This is a genomic window from Vibrio sp. 1069 (assembly GCF_033340555.1).
The window spans coordinates 167,610-185,273 of record NZ_JAWOWP010000008.1 but is presented as its reverse complement, the minus strand read 5'-3'; the positions used below and the strand labels follow the sequence as shown (position 1 = coordinate 185,273).

Below are 17,664 nucleotides of genomic sequence, written 5' to 3'. Positions count from 1 at the left end.
TTCAAATACACAAAAGGCTGGTTAATCCAGCCTTTGTTTTATCAACATTTTGCTAAGCATATGCGCATCGGAGTTTCATTATTTCTTGATTGATCTCTTTGACCGCTCGGAAATGGCGTTGCTCTGCTTTCTCCGGCAGTATTAACTTACCGTTATCAAACTCGAATCTACCGACCCCGTAAATATAAATTCTTCCTTTAAAAAGACGACTTATATGTTTAGCAATCATACTTGGTGTATAGCGCTTAAACAGTCTCATATTTACTTTCCTTTTATCTAACCTAGCCTAGGTATTCTACGTTCTGGACGCGAAAATTATTGTGACAGCAATAGTATTAAATACAGATGTAGGGTGTTGCGTCAGAGAATTGTGTTGTCTTAGACAATTTGACAGTGTCATCTCTTAAATAGCGTGAGGATTACCCCAAAAATAACCTCTCTAAAGGAACCCTTACCCAATACACTCCTTTTTACGTGACGCATTAAGCAATAGTTTTGTTACAGAATTAAGAATAGAACGAAAACGGTTGTTTGCTAGTTGTTTCTATTAAGGTCGTGCTTCGCGTAACACACTTTACGTTCTAACGATTAGAGGAAATGAAAGAGAAAAAGTTCCACGTAAAAAAAAGCCCGCTTCAGCGGGCGAATAGTCACAGATGCATTACACAAAAGTGGATAACTAACTGCATGAATGCTGTCACTCAGCTAGCTGACTCACTTTATATTGGTTAAGTGCTTGTTTGAAACTTAACCAACAAATTCAGCATATACGAGTTTTATCTTTGTGACTATTTATGTTTTATATGTGATTAAAAATTCTCATGTCTATTTTTGTAGATATGAGCGAGATCACGCAGTGATAGAAACACTACGTGTCATTACATTGTTTTTAGACGATTAACGACAGATCTCAGCTACGGTCGGCTGACACAATTGGATAAGATCTTGGATAGAAAGCGCCAGTCCAGCCATGCGATCGCCACTGCTGATCGTGACTTCCTGTTCTTCTAGTAAGCTAGGGTCGAACACGATTGGCATATGACGTTTTAGTAGCAGAGGAGTGACAGTACCAATTTTGTAACCAGTGATGGACTCAACATCGGCTTGATCAACACAAGTCATCCGGCGACATTTCAGTAACGAGCGCACTTTTTTGGGATCAACGCTACGATCACCTGGCGCACAGGCGAGTGCATATTGATTACCCATGTCTCGTAGCAAGATTGCTTTCACCATTTGAGAGGGGCGAATGCCGCGTTGGTGCGCGGCATCCTCAATGGTGGTTGCTGGTCTTTGATGCGGTAACAGACGAAACGGAATGTGTTGGTCTGTGAGAAATTGCATCAAAGGAGTATTGATTGTATTACTCATCATCAAGACTGTAAGGCAGTGATTCGATTGTCCATTCACATTCTGGTTGCGCAACCAAACGAAGACGAGTGTCCTCATCGAGATTATTAGGCAGCACGATCAGGCCAATCGCGTGATTGTCACTGAACTGGTAGTGATTTAATAAAGCACCTACTGAACGCCAGTTTTCACCTACGCTGCGTTCGAGCTCAATTGGTTCGTCACTGAATGGAGCAGAAGTTGCACCTTTTACGATATACATCGCACGTTTATTGGTACCGCGATACTTCGCTCGTGCTACCGTTTCTTGTCCCGTGTAGCAGCCCTTTGTGAAGCTTATGCCTCCTAAAGCTTGCACGTTAAGTGCTTGTGGAATGTGAGCATTCTGCGCGGATGCAGAGACAAATGGTAAACCTGCCTCAATATCGAAACGATTCCAAAGCTCATTTGTCGTAAAGACAGCGTCGGTAGTTTCAACGATTTGCTGTGCTTCTGGCGCACTTAATATCAGTAACCAGCGATCTTGTGCAACTTGCACTGCTGTGCCACCGTCAACTGGGCGAACGCTGCCAGTTGTCTTGCTCATTGTTGAAATGAATTCGTCGGCTTTGACGCCAGCAACACCTAAGATAACGTCATCAGAAGCTTCAATCGTTACTTTAGAGAAAATAGCGTATTTCTTTATTTCATTAAGTTCTACGTCAATCGCCGATTTTGGTTGGATCATGCCGTAGCCATCATGATGATGGAAAAGGCGGAACACGCTCCACACTTTTCCTTTCGCATCACAATGTGCGCCCAGTGTTGATTGGTCTTGTTCTAAAGAAACAACATCGCAGGTAACCTGACCTTGTAAGTATGATTTTTTATCATCACCGATCATGGTGATCATGCCGAAGTTATCCAGCAGTGAGATAGATAACTCTGGAAGTGCGTCTTGAGTTGAGAGAGGTAATGCTGAAAAACGAGTTTGCCATTCCATAATTACAATGCCTTTTGAAGATATTTTTCCGCTATGTTATACCCAAATAACCTTGAGATACTAGGGGAGCGATTTACGAATCAACATTTGTCTGCTTTCACTATCGTATTGTGACCCGCACACTAGTGACGTAGCACATCCCTTGTTACACTCCGCACTAACAACAAGACATCTATGAAGGAATAGTGAATGTACACTCCGGAAGAAAAAGCGCGTATTAAATGGGCTTGTCGTCGAGGCATGCTTGAGCTAGACGTAGTAATTATGCCGTTTTTTGAAGAGTGCTTTGATACTCTGAGTGAACAAGAGCAGCGTGACTTTGTTTCTTTACTTGAATGCGATGATCCTGATCTGTTTACTTGGGTAATGGGGCATGGCCGTAGCGAAAATTTAGGTCATGCAGCAATGGTTGATAAAATTGTCGCCCATAACCTCAGCAAAGTTCGTTAATTTTACTGCTTCTCCCTCTCTGACTGCCCGAGTCCTCAATGTTGTACTTTTCTTATTGATGACTTGGGCTGTTATCTTCTCTAGCATTCCGCTCGTATTATCGACTTATTTGTTATTACTGATTGTTAAGGCTCTCTCAAGCCAAGGCCTTGTTCAACCTACAAGTCATGGGCATTGGTATGTGCACTGCGATGGCTCGGTTAGGTTTGATGCCCTTGAGTATGGCGAATACTCGGAAGATATTGAGTCCGAAAAGGGTCATTTACAGCGAGTCGATACATCGGCATCACCATTCAAGATAACATTCCAATTGCAATCTGGCCGTAGTGTTACGATTTGGCGTGATAGCTGTGACGATGAGCAGTATCGTCAACTATCTTTGGTATTACGCCAATGGGAAATGAAACAGGGAGCTAATGCTCCCTGCTGATGTAATAGTTTACTTGGTAGAGTTAAAGCTGTTTAGCTGGAACCAAAATCGTTGGTCCGCTGTTTTCCAGTTGGTTCGGATAATCAAGCGTGTAGTGCAAACCTCGACTCTCTTTACGCTGCATCGCACAACGAACCATCAACTCTGCTACTTGTAAAAGGTTACGCAGTTCTAATAAGTTGTTCGACACTCGAAAATTGCTGTAGTACTCGTGTGTTTCTTGTTGCAACAGTTGGATACGGCGTAAGGCGCGCTCTAAACGCTTGTCAGTTCGCACAATGCCCATGTAGTCCCACATAAACAGACGAAGCTCGTGCCAGTTGTGCTGAATGATCACTTCTTCATCACTATTGGTTACTTTGCTTTCATCCCAACATGGCACCTGTGAAGGTAGCTCAACGTTAGTGTGATGTTTTAGAATATCTTTTGCCGCAGACCAAGCATAAACCACGCATTCGAGAAGTGAGTTTGATGCCATGCGGTTAGCACCATGCAGCCCGGTGTAGCTAACTTCACCAATCGCATACAAATTTTTCAGATCGGTGCAGCCATTTCTATCCACCATGACACCGCCACAAGTGTAGTGTGCAGCAGGTACGATTGGGATTGGCTCTTTAGTCATGTCAATGCCCAAGTCCATCAAACGTGAATAAATGGTTGGGAAGTGTTTCGTAATAAAGTCAGCAGGCTTATGGCTGATGTCGAGATACATACAGTCGGCACCTAAACGCTTCATTTCGAAGTCGATAGCACGAGCCACGACGTCACGCGGAGCAAGCTCTTTACGTTCATCGAAATCTGGCATAAAGCGAGAACCATCTGGACGACGCAGGTAAGCACCTTCGCCACGTAACGCTTCAGTTAGCAAGAAGTTACGTGCTTCTGGGTGATATAAACACGTCGGATGGAACTGGTTAAATTCCATATTAGCCACACGACACCCTGCACGCCAAGCAATCGCAATACCATCACCAGACGACACATCTGGGTTAGAGGTGTATTGATAAACCTTTGAAGCACCACCTGTAGCGAGAACCACAAATTTGGCTCGCACGGTTTCGACATGCTCTTCGTTGCGGTTCCAAATATAAGCACCGATAACTTTGTTTTTATCACCGCCAATTTTGTCTTCGGTGATTAAGTCCAGAGCATTGTGACGTTCGAGAACATGAATGTTTGGATGGTTATGAGCGTTATCTTGCAGGGAGGTTTGCATCGCCATACCTGTCGCATCTGCCGCGTGAAGAATACGACGACGGCTATGACCACCTTCACGAGTTAAGTGGTAGCGAGGTTCATCGTCAGAGTCATCTTCTTCACGATCAAATGGGACACCACCGTCAATCAACCACTGTACACACTCTTTTGAATGCTCAGCAATGAACCTTACGGTCTCCTCATCGCAAATACCATCCCCGGCGATTTGCGTGTCTTCAACGTGTGAATCAATGGTGTCTGACTCATCAAATACGGCAGCGATACCGCCTTGAGCATAGTAGGTCGCCCCTTCGCTGCGTGGTCCTTTACTCAGCACCATCACCTTACAGTGGTTAGCAACGCGCAAAGCCAACGACAAACCTGCCGCGCCACTCCCTACCACTAATACATCACACTCATGTTCACGATTTGTGTTCATATAACTTTTATAATCCCAAGCTAAGGTAACAAAGTTACCTTGTGTATTATTTGCACACCATGTGCATTCCATTATCGCGACATCTGTCGCTAAGGGCTAAGTTGGGAGACCTATCGACGTCCGTGTTACTGCGGTGACTGAGCCACTCTTCTTTTTCATGCAGAGCATGAGCATGCTTCCTAAGTTATAATTTGTAACGCGGTGTTCAGATAGCCATTAGCCATGCAAATGAAAAGTAATAGTTTGTCAATGCCATTGCTTTTCCATGCTCGACCCAGCACAATCTGGGACAGAGATCATTCATTATACCCATTTCCCTCCAAGATGCTCGCTTGTCAAACTTAGACTAAAGTCAGGCAGCGGTGGTCATTTGGGTACAGACATCACACTGTGAAAAAACAATGACAAAAAACTTGAGAAACCATGGAACTTTCTCATTCACGTTAGGGTCACAATAGTGCTCAAGTAAGCAGTGGTGTCAATACTACGTTTTGCATAATTAGTACCCATATCTGAGAAGAGTAGGGGCATAACAAATAGGAGTATCCGCTCGAATGAACGAGCAGCTGACCGATCAAGTATTGATTGAGCGAGTTCAGAATGGCGATAAGCAAGCATTCAACCTGTTGGTAACAAAGTACCAGAATAAGGTATGTAATCTTATTTCCAGATACGTTAGTAATCCTGGCGATGTACCAGATGTAGCACAAGAAGCGTTTATTAAAGCTTACCGAGCTATCCCTAGCTTTCGTGGGGAAAGTGCGTTTTATACGTGGCTGTATCGCATTGCAGTGAATACTGCGAAAAATCACATTGTTGCTCAAGGGCGTAGACCTCCAGCGACAGATGTCGATGCTGAAGATGCTGAATTTTACGAAACAGGTAGTGCACTTAAAGAAATATCGAACCCTGAGAACTTAACGTTGTCCAAAGAATTGCAACGGGTGGTGTTCAGTGCAATCGAAGCTTTACCTGAAGATTTAAAAACCGCAATGACATTACGAGAGCTCGATGGCTTGAGTTATGAAGAAATTGCAGAAGTGATGGATTGCCCGGTAGGAACGGTACGATCGCGTATCTTCCGTGCTCGTGAGGCGGTGGAAAAGAAAATCAGACCTCTTTTGCAACGCTAGTACAAGTAATAACTATGGTGAAAATAATGGCTGACAAAGAAAAACTTTCAGCTCTCATGGATGGAGAATTGGTCGATAAGGCTTTAATTCAAGAGTTAGAGCAAGACCAAGAGAGCCGTGATGCTTGGCAGAACTATCACCTGATTGGTGATGTGATGCGAGGCGAAGCGCCAGCAAAACCTGAGTGGAATATTGCTGAAAGCGTGGCGTTAGCGTTAGAAGATGAACCTGCACACCGTGCGTTTGATTCGCACAGTGCAAATGTTATCTCAATTGCGGATACGCCAAAAGAGTCGCAACCAGAACCGCAAAAAGCAAAACGTCAGTTGCCAGGTTGGTTGACGCAGTTTGGTCAAGTTGCTGTTGCTGCATGTGTATCGCTTGTTGTTATTTTAGGTGTACAGCAGTACGGTGGTAGCGATTCAATGTCGCCGCAAACAGATCAATTACCTGTATTGCAGACGGTTCCGTTTGCTGGCAGCGCAGAACCAGTGAGTTTGACTCGTGAGTCTGTAGAACGTTCTGTAGGCGAGGCAAATATGCAAGAGCAGCGCAAGCGTGTTCATGCTATGCTGCGAGACTACGAATTGCAGTTACGAATTAACAGTGATGCATCTCAACAAGATGCAAATCTGAATCCGGATATTGAATGAAAAAATTTCTGATCAGCGCTTGCGCTCTGTTCAGTATGATGTCTTCTCAAGCCTTTGCTGGTGATAAGCCAGCGGAGGCTTTATTGCATCAAATGAGCGAGGCGAGTAAGAATTTAAGTTACGAACTCTCTTATATCCTTATCAAAAAGAACAGCATTGAGCCGTTGCTGTATCGTCATGCCACGCATGGTGACGATCAATATGCTCATCTTGTCTACTTAAGTGGCCCAGTGCGTGAAGTGATTCGTCGCGGAACTGAAGTAAGTTATATCGAAACGGGTTTAGAACCGTTCACCATCGAGTCAGGTAAAATGGTCGCTCCGACTATGCCTATGCTCAACACCAATATCGATGAGCTAAACTTGTATTACGACTATGTAAAAGTGGGTAGAGCTCGTGAAGCTGGTGTGGCAACACAAGTGCTGCGTATTGTTCCTAAAGACGGTCTGCGCTATTCATACGTACTATGGATCGATGAAAAGAGTAAATTGCCGTTACGTGCCGACCTTGTGGACCGCGATGGTGAAATGCTTGAACAATATCGCACTATTTCTTACACGGTAAACCCAAAAATCGCAGAGTTAATGAGTGGCCTGCAAGATGTTCAATTACCTGCTGTTCTCACCATGCCAAAAGGCGATATTGGGACCAGTAATTGGCAGGTTGGTTGGATCCCTGAGGGTTTCGAGCCGAACGAGCTCAACCGCTATCGTATGGCCGTTACTAACCAAATGGTGGAGAGCCAGCTGTATTCTGATGGTCTGTTTAGCTTCTCTGTTTACGTAGCAAACAAGGATGAGCATTCGTTAAAAGGGCAGTTGGTTCGCCAAGGCAGAAGAACGCTACACAGTTTTGTGAGCGGTCAACATGAAATCTCTGTTGTAGGAGACATTCCACCGACCACAGCACAGCGTATCGCCCAATCAGTCACATTTAATGTAACAAAGAGTAAATAACAATGATGACCGCGTTGGCTACCGTGACAGACGTGCATCGTCGCGGCAAGCAATACGAAATTGATTTAAGTTGCGAACAGCAGACCAGTTGCAGTAGTTGCTCTTCACAGAAAAGCTGTGGAACGGGCGTTGTTACTAAAGCCATTGGTAACAAGAGTTTATCTTGGCACCTGCGCACGGATAAATCGGTGAAAATAGGTCAAGTCGTCGAGATTGGTTTTCCTGAGTCGAGCCTAATAAAATCAGCAATGGCGGTTTATTTACTGCCATTGTTTGGTTTGATTATCGGTGCGATGTTTGGTCACTTCCTATTAGCGCCGCTGACAGCCGGCGGGGAAGGCATCATCATATTGGCATCGGTATTGTTTGCCGCTGGTGGAATGTGGATCGCAAAACGTGTTTCTCGTCCGTTAGAAGATGAATCCAAGCGCCAAGTTACCCTCGTTCGGGTACTTGGAGAGCCAATCCAGTAAGTGCTGTCCCCCTCCACTAAAGGTTATTTGGGTATGTACTTTAAATTACGTGCGCCCGTTAACGAAATTCGGTAGAATCTGCCAACTTGATTGAAATGCCGTCAGTAGATGGCGTTTCTTACTGTCCCTATTTGTAAAGAGTTAGTCACCCTAAATCTATGAAGCACATTCGTAACTTTTCGATTATCGCCCACATCGACCATGGTAAGTCGACCCTATCAGACCGTCTAATCCAAGTTTGTGGCGGGTTAACCGATCGTGAAATGGCCGCACAGGTTCTGGATTCTATGGATCTTGAACGTGAGCGTGGCATCACCATCAAATCTCAGAGTGTGACGCTAAACTACACCGCTAAAGACGGTGAGACGTATCAGCTGAACTTCATCGATACTCCGGGGCACGTTGACTTTGCATATGAAGTATCACGTTCTCTAGCGGCTTGTGAAGGTGCGCTATTGGTTGTGGATGCGGGTCAAGGTGTTGAAGCTCAAACACTGGCTAACTGTTACACCGCGATCGAAATGGATCTAGAGGTTGTGCCAATCTTGAACAAGATTGACCTACCAGCAGCCGATCCTGAGCGTGTAGCGGAAGAAATTGAAGAAATCGTTGGTATCGATGCAATGGAAGCAACCCGCTGTTCTGCGAAGACAGGCATTGGTGTTGATGACGTTCTAGAGAACATTGTGTCAGCGATTCCAGCACCGGAAGGTGATCCAGATGCGCCACTACAAGCGCTGATCATTGACTCATGGTTTGATAACTACCTTGGCGTTGTTTCTCTAGTGCGTATTAAAAACGGCGAACTGAAGAAGAACGATAAGATCAAAGTGATGAGTACGGGCCAAGTTTGGGGTGTAGACCGCCTTGGTATCTTTACGCCAAAACAAGTAGATACCGATACCCTTCGTACTGGTGAAGTAGGTTGGGTTGTTTGTGGCATCAAAGACATTCTTGGTGCCCCTGTTGGTGATACGCTGACTCTAGCGAAGAATGGTTGTGATAAACCGCTACCAGGCTTTAAGAAAGTTAAACCTCAGGTTTACGCAGGTCTGTTCCCTGTATCTTCCGACGATTACGAAAACTTCCGTGACGCACTAGGCAAACTAAGCCTTAACGACGCATCGCTATTCTACGAGCCAGAAAACTCTGCGGCACTTGGCTTTGGTTTCCGTTGTGGTTTCCTTGGCATGTTGCACATGGAAATCATCCAAGAGCGTCTAGAGCGTGAATACGACTTGGATCTTATTACCACAGCACCAACGGTAGTTTACGAAGTTGAGAAGACAGATGGCGATCTGCTGTATGTTGATAGCCCAGCAAAACTACCAGCGATCAATGACATTGAAGAAATTCGTGAACCGATTGCGCGTTGTAATATCCTTGTGCCTTCAGAGTACCTAGGTAACGTAATCACTCTGTGTGTTGAAAAGCGAGGCAGTCAAGTTGATATGGTTTACCACGGTAACCAAGTCGCTGTGACTTACGATATTCCAATGGCTGAAGTGGTACTGGATTTCTTCGATCGTCTGAAATCAACATCACGCGGTTACGCATCTTTGGATTACAACTTCCAGCGTTTTGAAGCTTCGAACATGGTACGTGTAGACGTTCTTCTTAACGGTGACACTGTTGATGCATTGGCGATGATCACACACAAAGATCAGTCTCAGACTCGCGGTCGTCAGTTGGTAGAGAAGATGAAAGAATTCATCCCTCGCCAAATGTTTGATATCGCAATCCAAGCGGCAATTGGTAACCACATTATCGCTCGTTCAACGGTAAAACAGTTGCGTAAGAACGTTATTGCGAAATGTTACGGCGGTGACGTAAGTCGTAAGAAGAAACTTCTGAAGAAACAGAAAGAAGGTAAGAAACGCATGAAGCAGATCGGTAACGTTGAGCTGCCTCAAGAAGCGTTCCTAGCCATCCTTCACGTAGGTAAAGACTAAAGTTGAACTTTGTCTCACACTTGTCGGTCTTAAGACGTTAGATATTAAAATAAGTGAAAGGGTTTCGGCTCTTTCACTTTCGTATTTTTAGATAAGGGAATTTAATGGCGAATACATTCTCACTGATGTTGGTTATTGCGACTTTGGTAACTGGCGTGGTTTGGCTATTGGAAAAGCTGGTTTTCGCGAAAAAGCGTCAGGAAAAACTGGCTGAGATTCAAGCTCAGACGTCTAATGGTTTGGATGCAGTGACCTTGCAAAAAGTTGAGCGTCAGCCTTGGTGGGTTGAAAATAGCGTCTCTATTTTCCCTGTGATCGCGTTCGTTTTAGTATTACGTTCTTTTATCTACGAACCATTTCAAATCCCATCAGGCTCAATGATGCCTACCTTGCTGGTTGGCGATTTCATTTTAGTTGAGAAGTACGCGTACGGTCTAAAAGACCCAGTATGGCGTACTCAGCTAGTGGAAACTGGTAAGCCTGAGCGTGGTGATATCGTGGTATTCAAATACCCACCACAACCAAGTGTGGACTACATTAAGCGTGTAGTTGGTTTACCTGGTGATATCGTGCGTTATTCAAGTGATAAGCAGCTTTGCGTGCAAAGCCAAGGCGAATCGGCGTGTAAGCCAGTTAAACTGAGCAATGTTGAAGAAAGTCAGTTTAGCTCGAACGGTATTCCAATGATCCAACTGGATGAAAAATTGGGTAACGTTGAGCACAATATTTTGGTTAACCCTCTTGTGCGTAACCGCGTGGAGCAATATTTCCCACGCAGCGGCACGACAGAGTGGGTTGTACCACAAGGTCAGTATTTTGTGATGGGTGATAACCGTGACAACAGTGCTGACAGCCGTTACTGGGGCTTTGTTCCAGAAGCAAACTTAGTCGGTAAAGCTGTCGCGATCTGGATCAGCTTCGAGTTTGATCGTGGCGCAGATAGTGTTCTACCTTCATGGATTCCAACTGGTGTGCGTTTTAACCGCATCGGTGGCATTCACTAACCATTCAAATATCGAGAGAGTATGAATTCTCCAATTGATAAACTAGAGAGAAAGCTCGGCTACCAGTTTCAAGATGCCGGGCTTATCAATTTGGCGCTGACGCACCGCAGCGCCAACAGTAAGCACAATGAACGTCTTGAGTTTCTGGGCGATTCAATTTTAAGTTTTGTCATCGCTGATGATCTGTACCATCGTTTCCCAAAAGTGAACGAAGGTGACATGAGCCGCATGCGTGCTACTTTGGTTCGCGGACATACATTGGCGGAACTGGGTCGTGAATTCGATCTAGGAGATTATTTAAAATTAGGTCCAGGTGAATTGAAGAGTGGCGGTTTTCGCCGAGACTCTATTTTAGCCGATGCGGTTGAAGCCATTATTGGCGCAATTTACCTAGACAGTGATCTTGAAGTTGTGCGAGGCATTGTACTGAGTTGGTATCAGTCACGCCTTGAAGCCATTAAACCAGGCGTTTCACAGAAAGATCCGAAAACTCGCCTACAAGAGTTCCTACAAGGCAGAAGAAAACCGCTGCCTGTCTACACAGTGACTAATATTAAAGGTGAAGCGCACAACCAAGAGTTCACGGTTGAGTGCGAAGTAGCAGGTGTGGATAAGCCTGTAATCGGTAAAGGCACCAGCCGCCGCAAGGCAGAACAAGCGGCTGCTGAAACAGCACTTGAGCAATTAACAAATGGCTGATAACGAATTCGATATCGATGCGTTTTTCGCATCACAAGGTGAGCCAAGCTCGCCAGAAAACCAACACTGTGGCTTTATTGCTATTGTTGGTCGTCCAAACGTAGGTAAGTCGACACTTTTGAACAAGATTTTGGGTCAGAAGATTTCGATCACCTCTCGTAAGCCGCAAACGACACGCCACCGTATTATGGGTGTGGATACGGACGGCGATTACCAAGCGATTTACGTCGACACGCCTGGACTTCACATTGAAGAAAAGCGTGCGATCAACCGTTTGATGAACCGTGCAGCTAACTCGTCATTGAGTGATGTAAACCTTGTGTTCTTCTTAGTCGATGGTACGCATTGGACTAAAGACGATGAGATGGTGCTGACCAAACTTCAAAAATCGAACTTCCCAGTTGTGCTTTGTGTAAACAAAGTCGACAACGTACAAGATCGTAACGACGTGATGCTACACATGGCGGAGATGTCGAAGAAGATGGACTTCGTGGATGTTGTGCCAATCTCTGCCAAGCAAGGTAAGAACATTGACGTACTGCGTAAGCACGTGCGTAATCACTTACCTAAAGCAACGCATCACTTCCCAGAAGAATACGTGACTGACCGTTCTCAGCGTTTTATGGCGTCTGAGATTGTGCGTGAAAAGCTGATGCGCTTTACTGGTGAAGAGCTGCCATACTCAGTAACGGTTGAGATTGAACGTTTTGATTACAACCCAGAAACCGACGGTTTCCACATCAATGCATTGATTCTTGTTGAGCGTAATGGCCAGAAGAAAATGGTGATTGGCAAAGGCGGCGAGAAGATTAAAACCATTGGTCGCGAAGCGCGTTTAGATATGGAAGAATTGTTCGGTCGTAAGGTTTACCTAGAAACTTGGGTAAAAGTGAAATCTGGCTGGGCAGACGACGAACGAGCGTTGCGATCGTTGGGTTATATAGACGATTTATAATCTTGGCTGCGAAGGTGCTTCGCTCCAACATCGATGAAAAATCAGTATCGATTAAAATAAGGAGCCGCTCGGCTCCTTATTTTTTATTTCACACTTTTTAGGCACAATGACTTAGATGAGTAATCTGTCTTCCGAAGGTTTACAGCGCTGTTTTGTATTGCACCGACGCCCTTACAGTGAATCGAGCTTAATCCTTGATGTATTTAGTGAGGAATATGGCCGAATGACTTTAATGGCCAAAGGCGCGCGCAGTAAGCGTTCGAACTTAAAAGGCGCATTGCAACCTTTTACCCCGCTATTACTTAAATGGTCGGGGAAAGGCTCAATGAAAACTTTGCGTCAAGCCGAGCCGATAAGTCTAGGTTTGCCGTTAACGGGCATTAATCTCTACTCAGCCATGTACGTCAATGAACTGATTGGCCGTATTTTGATGGCTGAAGTGCCGATGCCAGCACTATTTCATGATTATTTGCATGCGTTAACCGAGTTGGCGCACAACGAGAACCCTGAGCCTGCACTGCGTCGTTTTGAGTTAGCCTTGCTGTCTGCGATGGGGTATGGCGTGGATTTTTTGCATTGTGCAGGTACCGGCGAGCCCGTCGATCCAGAAATGACCTATCGTTACCGGGAACAGAAAGGGTTTATTGCTTCGGTTAGGCGCGATAACCTCACGTTTTTAGGGAATGAACTGATTGCTATCAGTGAGCGGCGGTTCGTCACTAAAGAGCAGCTAAAAGCGGCAAAACGCTTTACACGTATAGCCTTAAAGCCGTATCTTGGCGGCAAACCTTTAAAAAGTCGTGAATTTTTCATTCAGACCCCCAGAGCACGGAGTAACGGAAAATGAGCTCAATTTATTTAGGCGTCAATATCGACCATATTGCCACTCTACGTAATGCACGTGGTACAAAATACCCAGATCCTGTTCACGCTGCTGAAATTGCTGAGCGTGCAGGCGCGGACGGTATCACTATCCACTTACGTGAAGACCGTCGCCATATTTTGGATCGTGATGTACGTATTCTGCGTGAAACCATTCAAACGCGTATGAATCTAGAGATGGCAGTGACGGACGAAATGGTTGAGATTGCGCTGCAAACTAAACCAGAGTTTGTGTGTCTAGTGCCTGAAAAGCGTGAAGAACTGACGACGGAGGGTGGCTTAGATGTAGTAGGGCAGCTTGACAAAATTAAAGCTGCGACGAAAAAGCTGACAGATGCCGGCATTAAAGTTTCGCTCTTTATTGATGCTGACCGTCAACAGATTGAAGCTGCGAAAAAGTGTGGTGCTCCGTTTATTGAGCTACATACTGGCCATTATGCAGATGCGACGACAGAAGACGAACAACAAGCTGAACTGAAGAAGATTGCCGCTGGTGCGAGTTATGCACATGATCTAGGTATTATTGTTAATGCCGGGCATGGCCTGACTTATCACAATGTCGCACCAATTGCTGCATTACCAGAAATTTACGAACTCAACATTGGTCACTCAATCATTGGTCGCGCAGTATTTGATGGTTTAAATAAAGCGGTTGCTGACATGAAAGCACTGATGATTGAGGCTCGCCAGTCATAGGGCTATCTAGATGGCGATTATAGGGTTAGGGACCGACATTGCAGAAATTGAGCGTATTGAAAAAGCGTTAGCTCGTAGTGGTGAACCTTTTGCTCAGCGGATTCTTTCAGAAGAAGAAATGACCAAATTCTCACAGCTTAAGCTGCAAGGTCGTTATCTTGCTAAGCGCTTTGCTGTTAAAGAAGCTGCCTCAAAAGCATTGGGGACAGGGATCGCAAAAGGGGTCACGTTTCACGACTTTTCCATCTCGAACGATGAGCTTGGAAAACCAGTACTCGCATTGACGGGCACAGCCAAGCAAATAGCGGATGCGATGGGTGTTAACCACATTCACCTGTCCATTTCCGATGAGCGTCATTACGCTGTGGCGACGGTCATTTTTGAATCCTAGCTTGTAAGTCTTAAACAAAATACTAAAAAGCCAGAGCAGATGCTCTGGCTTTCTTGTCTCTCGAGCAGATTACTGTTCAAGGTATAATTTTGCAGTCGTTGTGACTTTAATCATTTCATCTTGCAGCTCGAACATTTCAGGCTCAACTTCCTCAAGACTGATCCCTGAGCGCAGTGCTTGCTCAAGCGTCGCACAGAGTGACTTCAGTCTTGGAACGCCACAATATGAACTACTGCCGTGCAGCTTATGGATGACATGAATTAGGTCATCACGAGAGATATCTTCTTGCTCTAGAGCTTGGTCAACAACCGCTTCTACTTCAGGGATGAACTCAATCAACATGCGCAGCATATCTTTGGCGAGATCCTCTTTATTCGCGCTCTGTTTCAAGGCCGCTTGCCAATCAATAATCACATCCTGTTGAGGTGAAGAAACGGATTGTGGTGCGCTTCCTTCAGGTTCATCAACGTATGAAGGGGCGACTTTGCCAATGCTCTCTGTACAAGCATTGGGGTTCCAGTGAACCAAAACCTGTTGTAGCACATGCTCTTCAATAGGTTTGGTCAAGTAGTCATCCATTCCTGCCGAGAGCAAGCGGTCTCGTTCCCCTGCCATGGCATGCGCCGTTACCGCAATCACTGGCGTGTCTTTATTTAGCTCCAACTCTTTAATGTGCTTACAAGCGGTCACCCCATCCATTTGTGGCATTTGGATATCCATGAAGATTAAATCGTACTTTTTCTCTGTCGCCAGGTTCACCGCTTGCTGGCCATTGCTACAGGCGGTGACGGTTTCTACTCGTTCGCGGAGCAGTGCAGAGATCAGCTTCAAGTTTGCAGGGTTGTCATCCACTGCTAGTACAGTGAGAGGTAAACGGTCCCCTTCGCTTGGCGTAATTGGAGCGCTTAATACCGGTGGCGATTCTACATGTTCGCTAATCAGGCTTTGTAGCAACTTACGGCGAGACAATGGCTTCGTCAGGCACTGGACGTGATGCTCTGTCATTATTTGGTCCGCAAGCGCCAATTCGGTACTCGGTGTCCCTAGGAGAACACTCGGAGCCATACGTTTCGCTTGTTCTATCCAAGGTGTAATAACTTCCGCATCGTGAGTCTGGTTGGCCGCTAAATTCAACAATACATAATCATATTGTTCTTCGTTGTTTGGTAGCGAAGAGCGGTAGGTTACTAAAATACCCTCCTGACTCAGAATCTGTTGGGTTACGGATGCGGCTTGCATGTTTGGTTCAATCAGCAGTAACTGCTTCCCAGTCAGAAGTTCCACTTCAATCAGTTCGCTCATTGGCATCTCGGTTGAGTGCAAGCGCACCGTAAACCAGAAGGTTGAACCTTGGTGTAGACGGCTGGTTAAACTGATTTCGCCGCCCATCTGGCTCACCAGTTTCTGAGTGATGACCAGACCAAGGCCAGTACCGCCGTAACGACGTGAAATACTTGCATCTGCTTGGCTAAAGGCTTGGAACAACTGCGCTTGCTGACGCTCAGAGATACCAATACCGGTATCACGCACCATGAATTGCAGTTCGACGGAGTCTCCTGATTGAGAGCGCATTTCTACGCTAACATCAATGTTGCCTCGCTCGGTAAACTTGATTGAGTTACCGACTAAGTTCGTCAAAATTTGCTGAATACGTAGTGGATCCCCAACTAAACCCGGTGGAATTTTAGGGTCCACTTTTAGGGTGATTTCTAACCCTTTCTCATGTGCACTTGTGGCTTGTAGGTTAATTACCTCTTCTAAACTTTCTCGGAAATCAAAAGGAATGTTTTCCAGCGCCAGCTTACCCGCTTCAAGTTTCGAGAAGTCGAGAATGTCATTGATGATATTCAGCAGGTTGTTCGCCGATTTCTCAATCGTCTGTAGGTAATCCGTTTGGCTGTTAGAAAGCTGCGTTTTAAGCATTTGACGAGTAAAGCCAATCACCCCATTGAGCGGAGTACGCAGCTCGTGCGACATGTTTGCCAAGAACTCTGACTTAACCCTGGCCGCTTCTTGCGCGCGTTTCTTCGCGATATCCAACTCAACGTTCTGAATTTCTAGCTGCTCAAGCGTTTCACGTAAGTCGGACGTGGCTTGGTCTATACTGTGCTGCATCTCCACGTGATATTCTGATAACGATACCGCCATGGCGTTGATGCCATTTTTTAGCTGGTCTAACTCCCCGTGCATTTTGCCTTCGATACGCACATCCAGATGACCACGGCGAATGCGGTCAACGACATTCTTCATGTGGGTGATAGGTTGGGTCACATCGTGCATTAGACGTGAAGCAAACACACTTGCTAAGCCAAGACCGAGAACCAGAACTAAAAAAGCAGAGAAGACTTCTTGATACTGTTGCAGCCTCAAGGAGGAGAGATCTAACTCGACGGCGATGTAACCAATCGCTTTTGTGCCTTGGCTTTCGTTCGACAACTCCGCTAAGTAGTGACCTTCTGACAAAATGGGGACACGCAATATCAGTGAGTTTTCGTAGATTTCCGAATTACCCAGTTGCGGGATCGGTTTATCTTTGGGAAACATCAAGGCTTCAAAATTAGGATGAAAGTTAGAGGTCACAAAGAGCTCATGATGTTCATCAAATACCGCGATACTACGAACCAGTTTGGAGTTTTTGCGGTGCGCGTAGCTTATCAAGCGACGTACCGCCTCTCGGCTTTCTGATAGTAGATGAGTTTCACTGGCAATCGCCAGCGGCTCAATAATGCTGTTACCAGTGGTGATAACTTGTTTCTCAAGGTCTTGGTAGCGGTTAAATGAGAAAAAGCCGCTCAGTAATAAACCAATAATGAGAGTGGGAGCGAGAGTTAGTGTAATTACACGTGCTCGTAAGCCATATCTGGTCATGTTATCTAATTACATCGGAGTCTGGATATGGGAAAATAACGCATTATTTCTCAAGCGCACGATAAAGCCTTGAGCAAAGAAGTGACGTCACCGAATAAACGGTAAGCATAATCAAGTCACTCGAATCACACAACGGCTGCAATCAAGAATAGTG

Annotated in this window: 18 protein-coding genes; 13 read left to right on the top strand and 5 right to left on the bottom strand. The window is 45.4% G+C overall.

The window, feature by feature from the left end:
- Positions 1–52: 52 nt before the first annotated feature.
- The 3 genes from R7040_RS14330 to ygfZ all read right to left on the bottom strand — a co-directional run bounded on the left by R7040_RS14330 (position 53) and on the right by ygfZ (position 2,332).
- Complete coding sequence (locus R7040_RS14330; protein WP_005380970.1) at positions 53–259, bottom strand: DUF1107 domain-containing protein; 207 nt, start codon at positions 257–259, stop codon at positions 53–55.
- Positions 260–897: 638 nt separating this feature from the next.
- A complete protein-coding gene (locus tag R7040_RS14325; RefSeq protein WP_005384562.1) occupies positions 898–1,371 on the bottom strand; it encodes an aminoacyl-tRNA deacylase in 474 nt (157 codons plus the stop codon).
- Positions 1,364–2,332 carry a tRNA-modifying protein YgfZ gene (gene ygfZ / locus R7040_RS14320; RefSeq protein WP_054577171.1) on the bottom strand — a complete coding sequence of 323 codons (969 nt, stop codon included), beginning with the start codon at positions 2,330–2,332 and terminating at the stop codon, positions 1,364–1,366. The genes R7040_RS14325 and ygfZ overlap by 8 nt, the downstream gene beginning before the upstream one ends.
- A gap of 189 nt (positions 2,333–2,521) precedes the next feature.
- Here ygfZ and R7040_RS14315 point away from each other — a divergent pair, with 189 nt between their 5' ends.
- Positions 2,522–2,782 carry a succinate dehydrogenase assembly factor 2 gene (locus R7040_RS14315; protein ID WP_005380951.1) on the top strand — a complete coding sequence of 87 codons (261 nt, stop codon included), beginning with the start codon at positions 2,522–2,524 and terminating at the stop codon, positions 2,780–2,782.
- Positions 2,751–3,212, top strand: coding sequence for a protein YgfX (locus R7040_RS14310; RefSeq protein ID WP_230623489.1), 462 nt, complete (start codon positions 2,751–2,753; stop codon positions 3,210–3,212). The genes R7040_RS14315 and R7040_RS14310 overlap by 32 nt, the downstream gene beginning before the upstream one ends.
- 22 nt (positions 3,213–3,234) lie before the next feature.
- Here the strand turns inward: R7040_RS14310 and nadB are convergent, their stop codons facing one another.
- The gene (nadB, locus tag R7040_RS14305) at positions 3,235–4,848 is read right to left on the bottom strand and encodes an L-aspartate oxidase (protein ID WP_005380947.1); all 1,614 of its coding nucleotides are present in this window, start codon (positions 4,846–4,848) and stop codon (positions 3,235–3,237) included.
- A 554-nt stretch (positions 4,849–5,402) separates the two neighbouring features.
- Between nadB and rpoE the strand changes: the two genes are divergently transcribed.
- From rpoE to acpS, 11 genes are all read left to right on the top strand, one after another.
- Positions 5,403–5,981 (top strand): RNA polymerase sigma factor RpoE, encoded by a 579-nt coding sequence (gene rpoE, locus R7040_RS14300; RefSeq protein ID WP_005380946.1) that lies wholly within the window; start codon positions 5,403–5,405, stop codon positions 5,979–5,981.
- Between the two features lie 26 nt (positions 5,982–6,007).
- The gene (locus tag R7040_RS14295; RefSeq protein ID WP_005380944.1) at positions 6,008–6,634 is read left to right on the top strand and encodes a sigma-E factor negative regulatory protein; all 627 of its coding nucleotides are present in this window, start codon (positions 6,008–6,010) and stop codon (positions 6,632–6,634) included.
- Entirely contained in the window at positions 6,631–7,590 is a 960-nt protein-coding gene (gene rseB, locus R7040_RS14290) for a sigma-E factor regulatory protein RseB (protein ID WP_005380941.1), read from the top strand. The genes R7040_RS14295 and rseB overlap by 4 nt, the downstream gene beginning before the upstream one ends.
- A gap of 2 nt (positions 7,591–7,592) precedes the next feature.
- Positions 7,593–8,063, top strand: coding sequence for a SoxR reducing system RseC family protein (locus tag R7040_RS14285; protein WP_005384575.1), 471 nt, complete (start codon positions 7,593–7,595; stop codon positions 8,061–8,063).
- Positions 8,064–8,221: 158 nt separating this feature from the next.
- Entirely contained in the window at positions 8,222–10,015 is a 1,794-nt protein-coding gene (gene lepA / locus R7040_RS14280; RefSeq protein ID WP_005380934.1) for a translation elongation factor 4, read from the top strand.
- Between the two features lie 104 nt (positions 10,016–10,119).
- Positions 10,120–11,019, top strand: coding sequence for a signal peptidase I (gene lepB, locus R7040_RS14275; protein WP_005380933.1), 900 nt, complete (start codon positions 10,120–10,122; stop codon positions 11,017–11,019).
- A gap of 21 nt (positions 11,020–11,040) precedes the next feature.
- Positions 11,041–11,718, top strand: a complete 678-nt coding sequence (gene rnc, locus R7040_RS14270; protein ID WP_005380932.1) for a ribonuclease III — start codon at positions 11,041–11,043, stop codon at positions 11,716–11,718.
- Positions 11,711–12,673: a GTPase Era gene (gene era / locus R7040_RS14265; RefSeq protein ID WP_005380931.1), complete on the top strand. Its 963-nt coding sequence runs from the start codon at positions 11,711–11,713 to the stop codon at positions 12,671–12,673. The genes rnc and era overlap by 8 nt, the downstream gene beginning before the upstream one ends.
- A gap of 115 nt (positions 12,674–12,788) precedes the next feature.
- A complete protein-coding gene (gene recO / locus R7040_RS14260; protein ID WP_005384578.1) occupies positions 12,789–13,520 on the top strand; it encodes a DNA repair protein RecO in 732 nt (243 codons plus the stop codon).
- Positions 13,517–14,251: a pyridoxine 5'-phosphate synthase gene (gene pdxJ, locus R7040_RS14255; protein ID WP_064354306.1), complete on the top strand. Its 735-nt coding sequence runs from the start codon at positions 13,517–13,519 to the stop codon at positions 14,249–14,251. Before recO ends, pdxJ begins: the two co-directional genes overlap by 4 nt.
- A gap of 10 nt (positions 14,252–14,261) precedes the next feature.
- Positions 14,262–14,642, top strand: coding sequence for a holo-ACP synthase (gene acpS / locus R7040_RS14250; protein ID WP_053306776.1), 381 nt, complete (start codon positions 14,262–14,264; stop codon positions 14,640–14,642).
- Positions 14,643–14,711: 69 nt separating this feature from the next.
- On the opposite strand, the gene barA is transcribed toward acpS, so the two are convergent.
- The gene (barA, locus tag R7040_RS14245) at positions 14,712–17,510 is read right to left on the bottom strand and encodes a two-component sensor histidine kinase BarA (RefSeq protein WP_033907441.1); all 2,799 of its coding nucleotides are present in this window, start codon (positions 17,508–17,510) and stop codon (positions 14,712–14,714) included.
- Positions 17,511–17,664 lie beyond the last annotated feature (154 nt).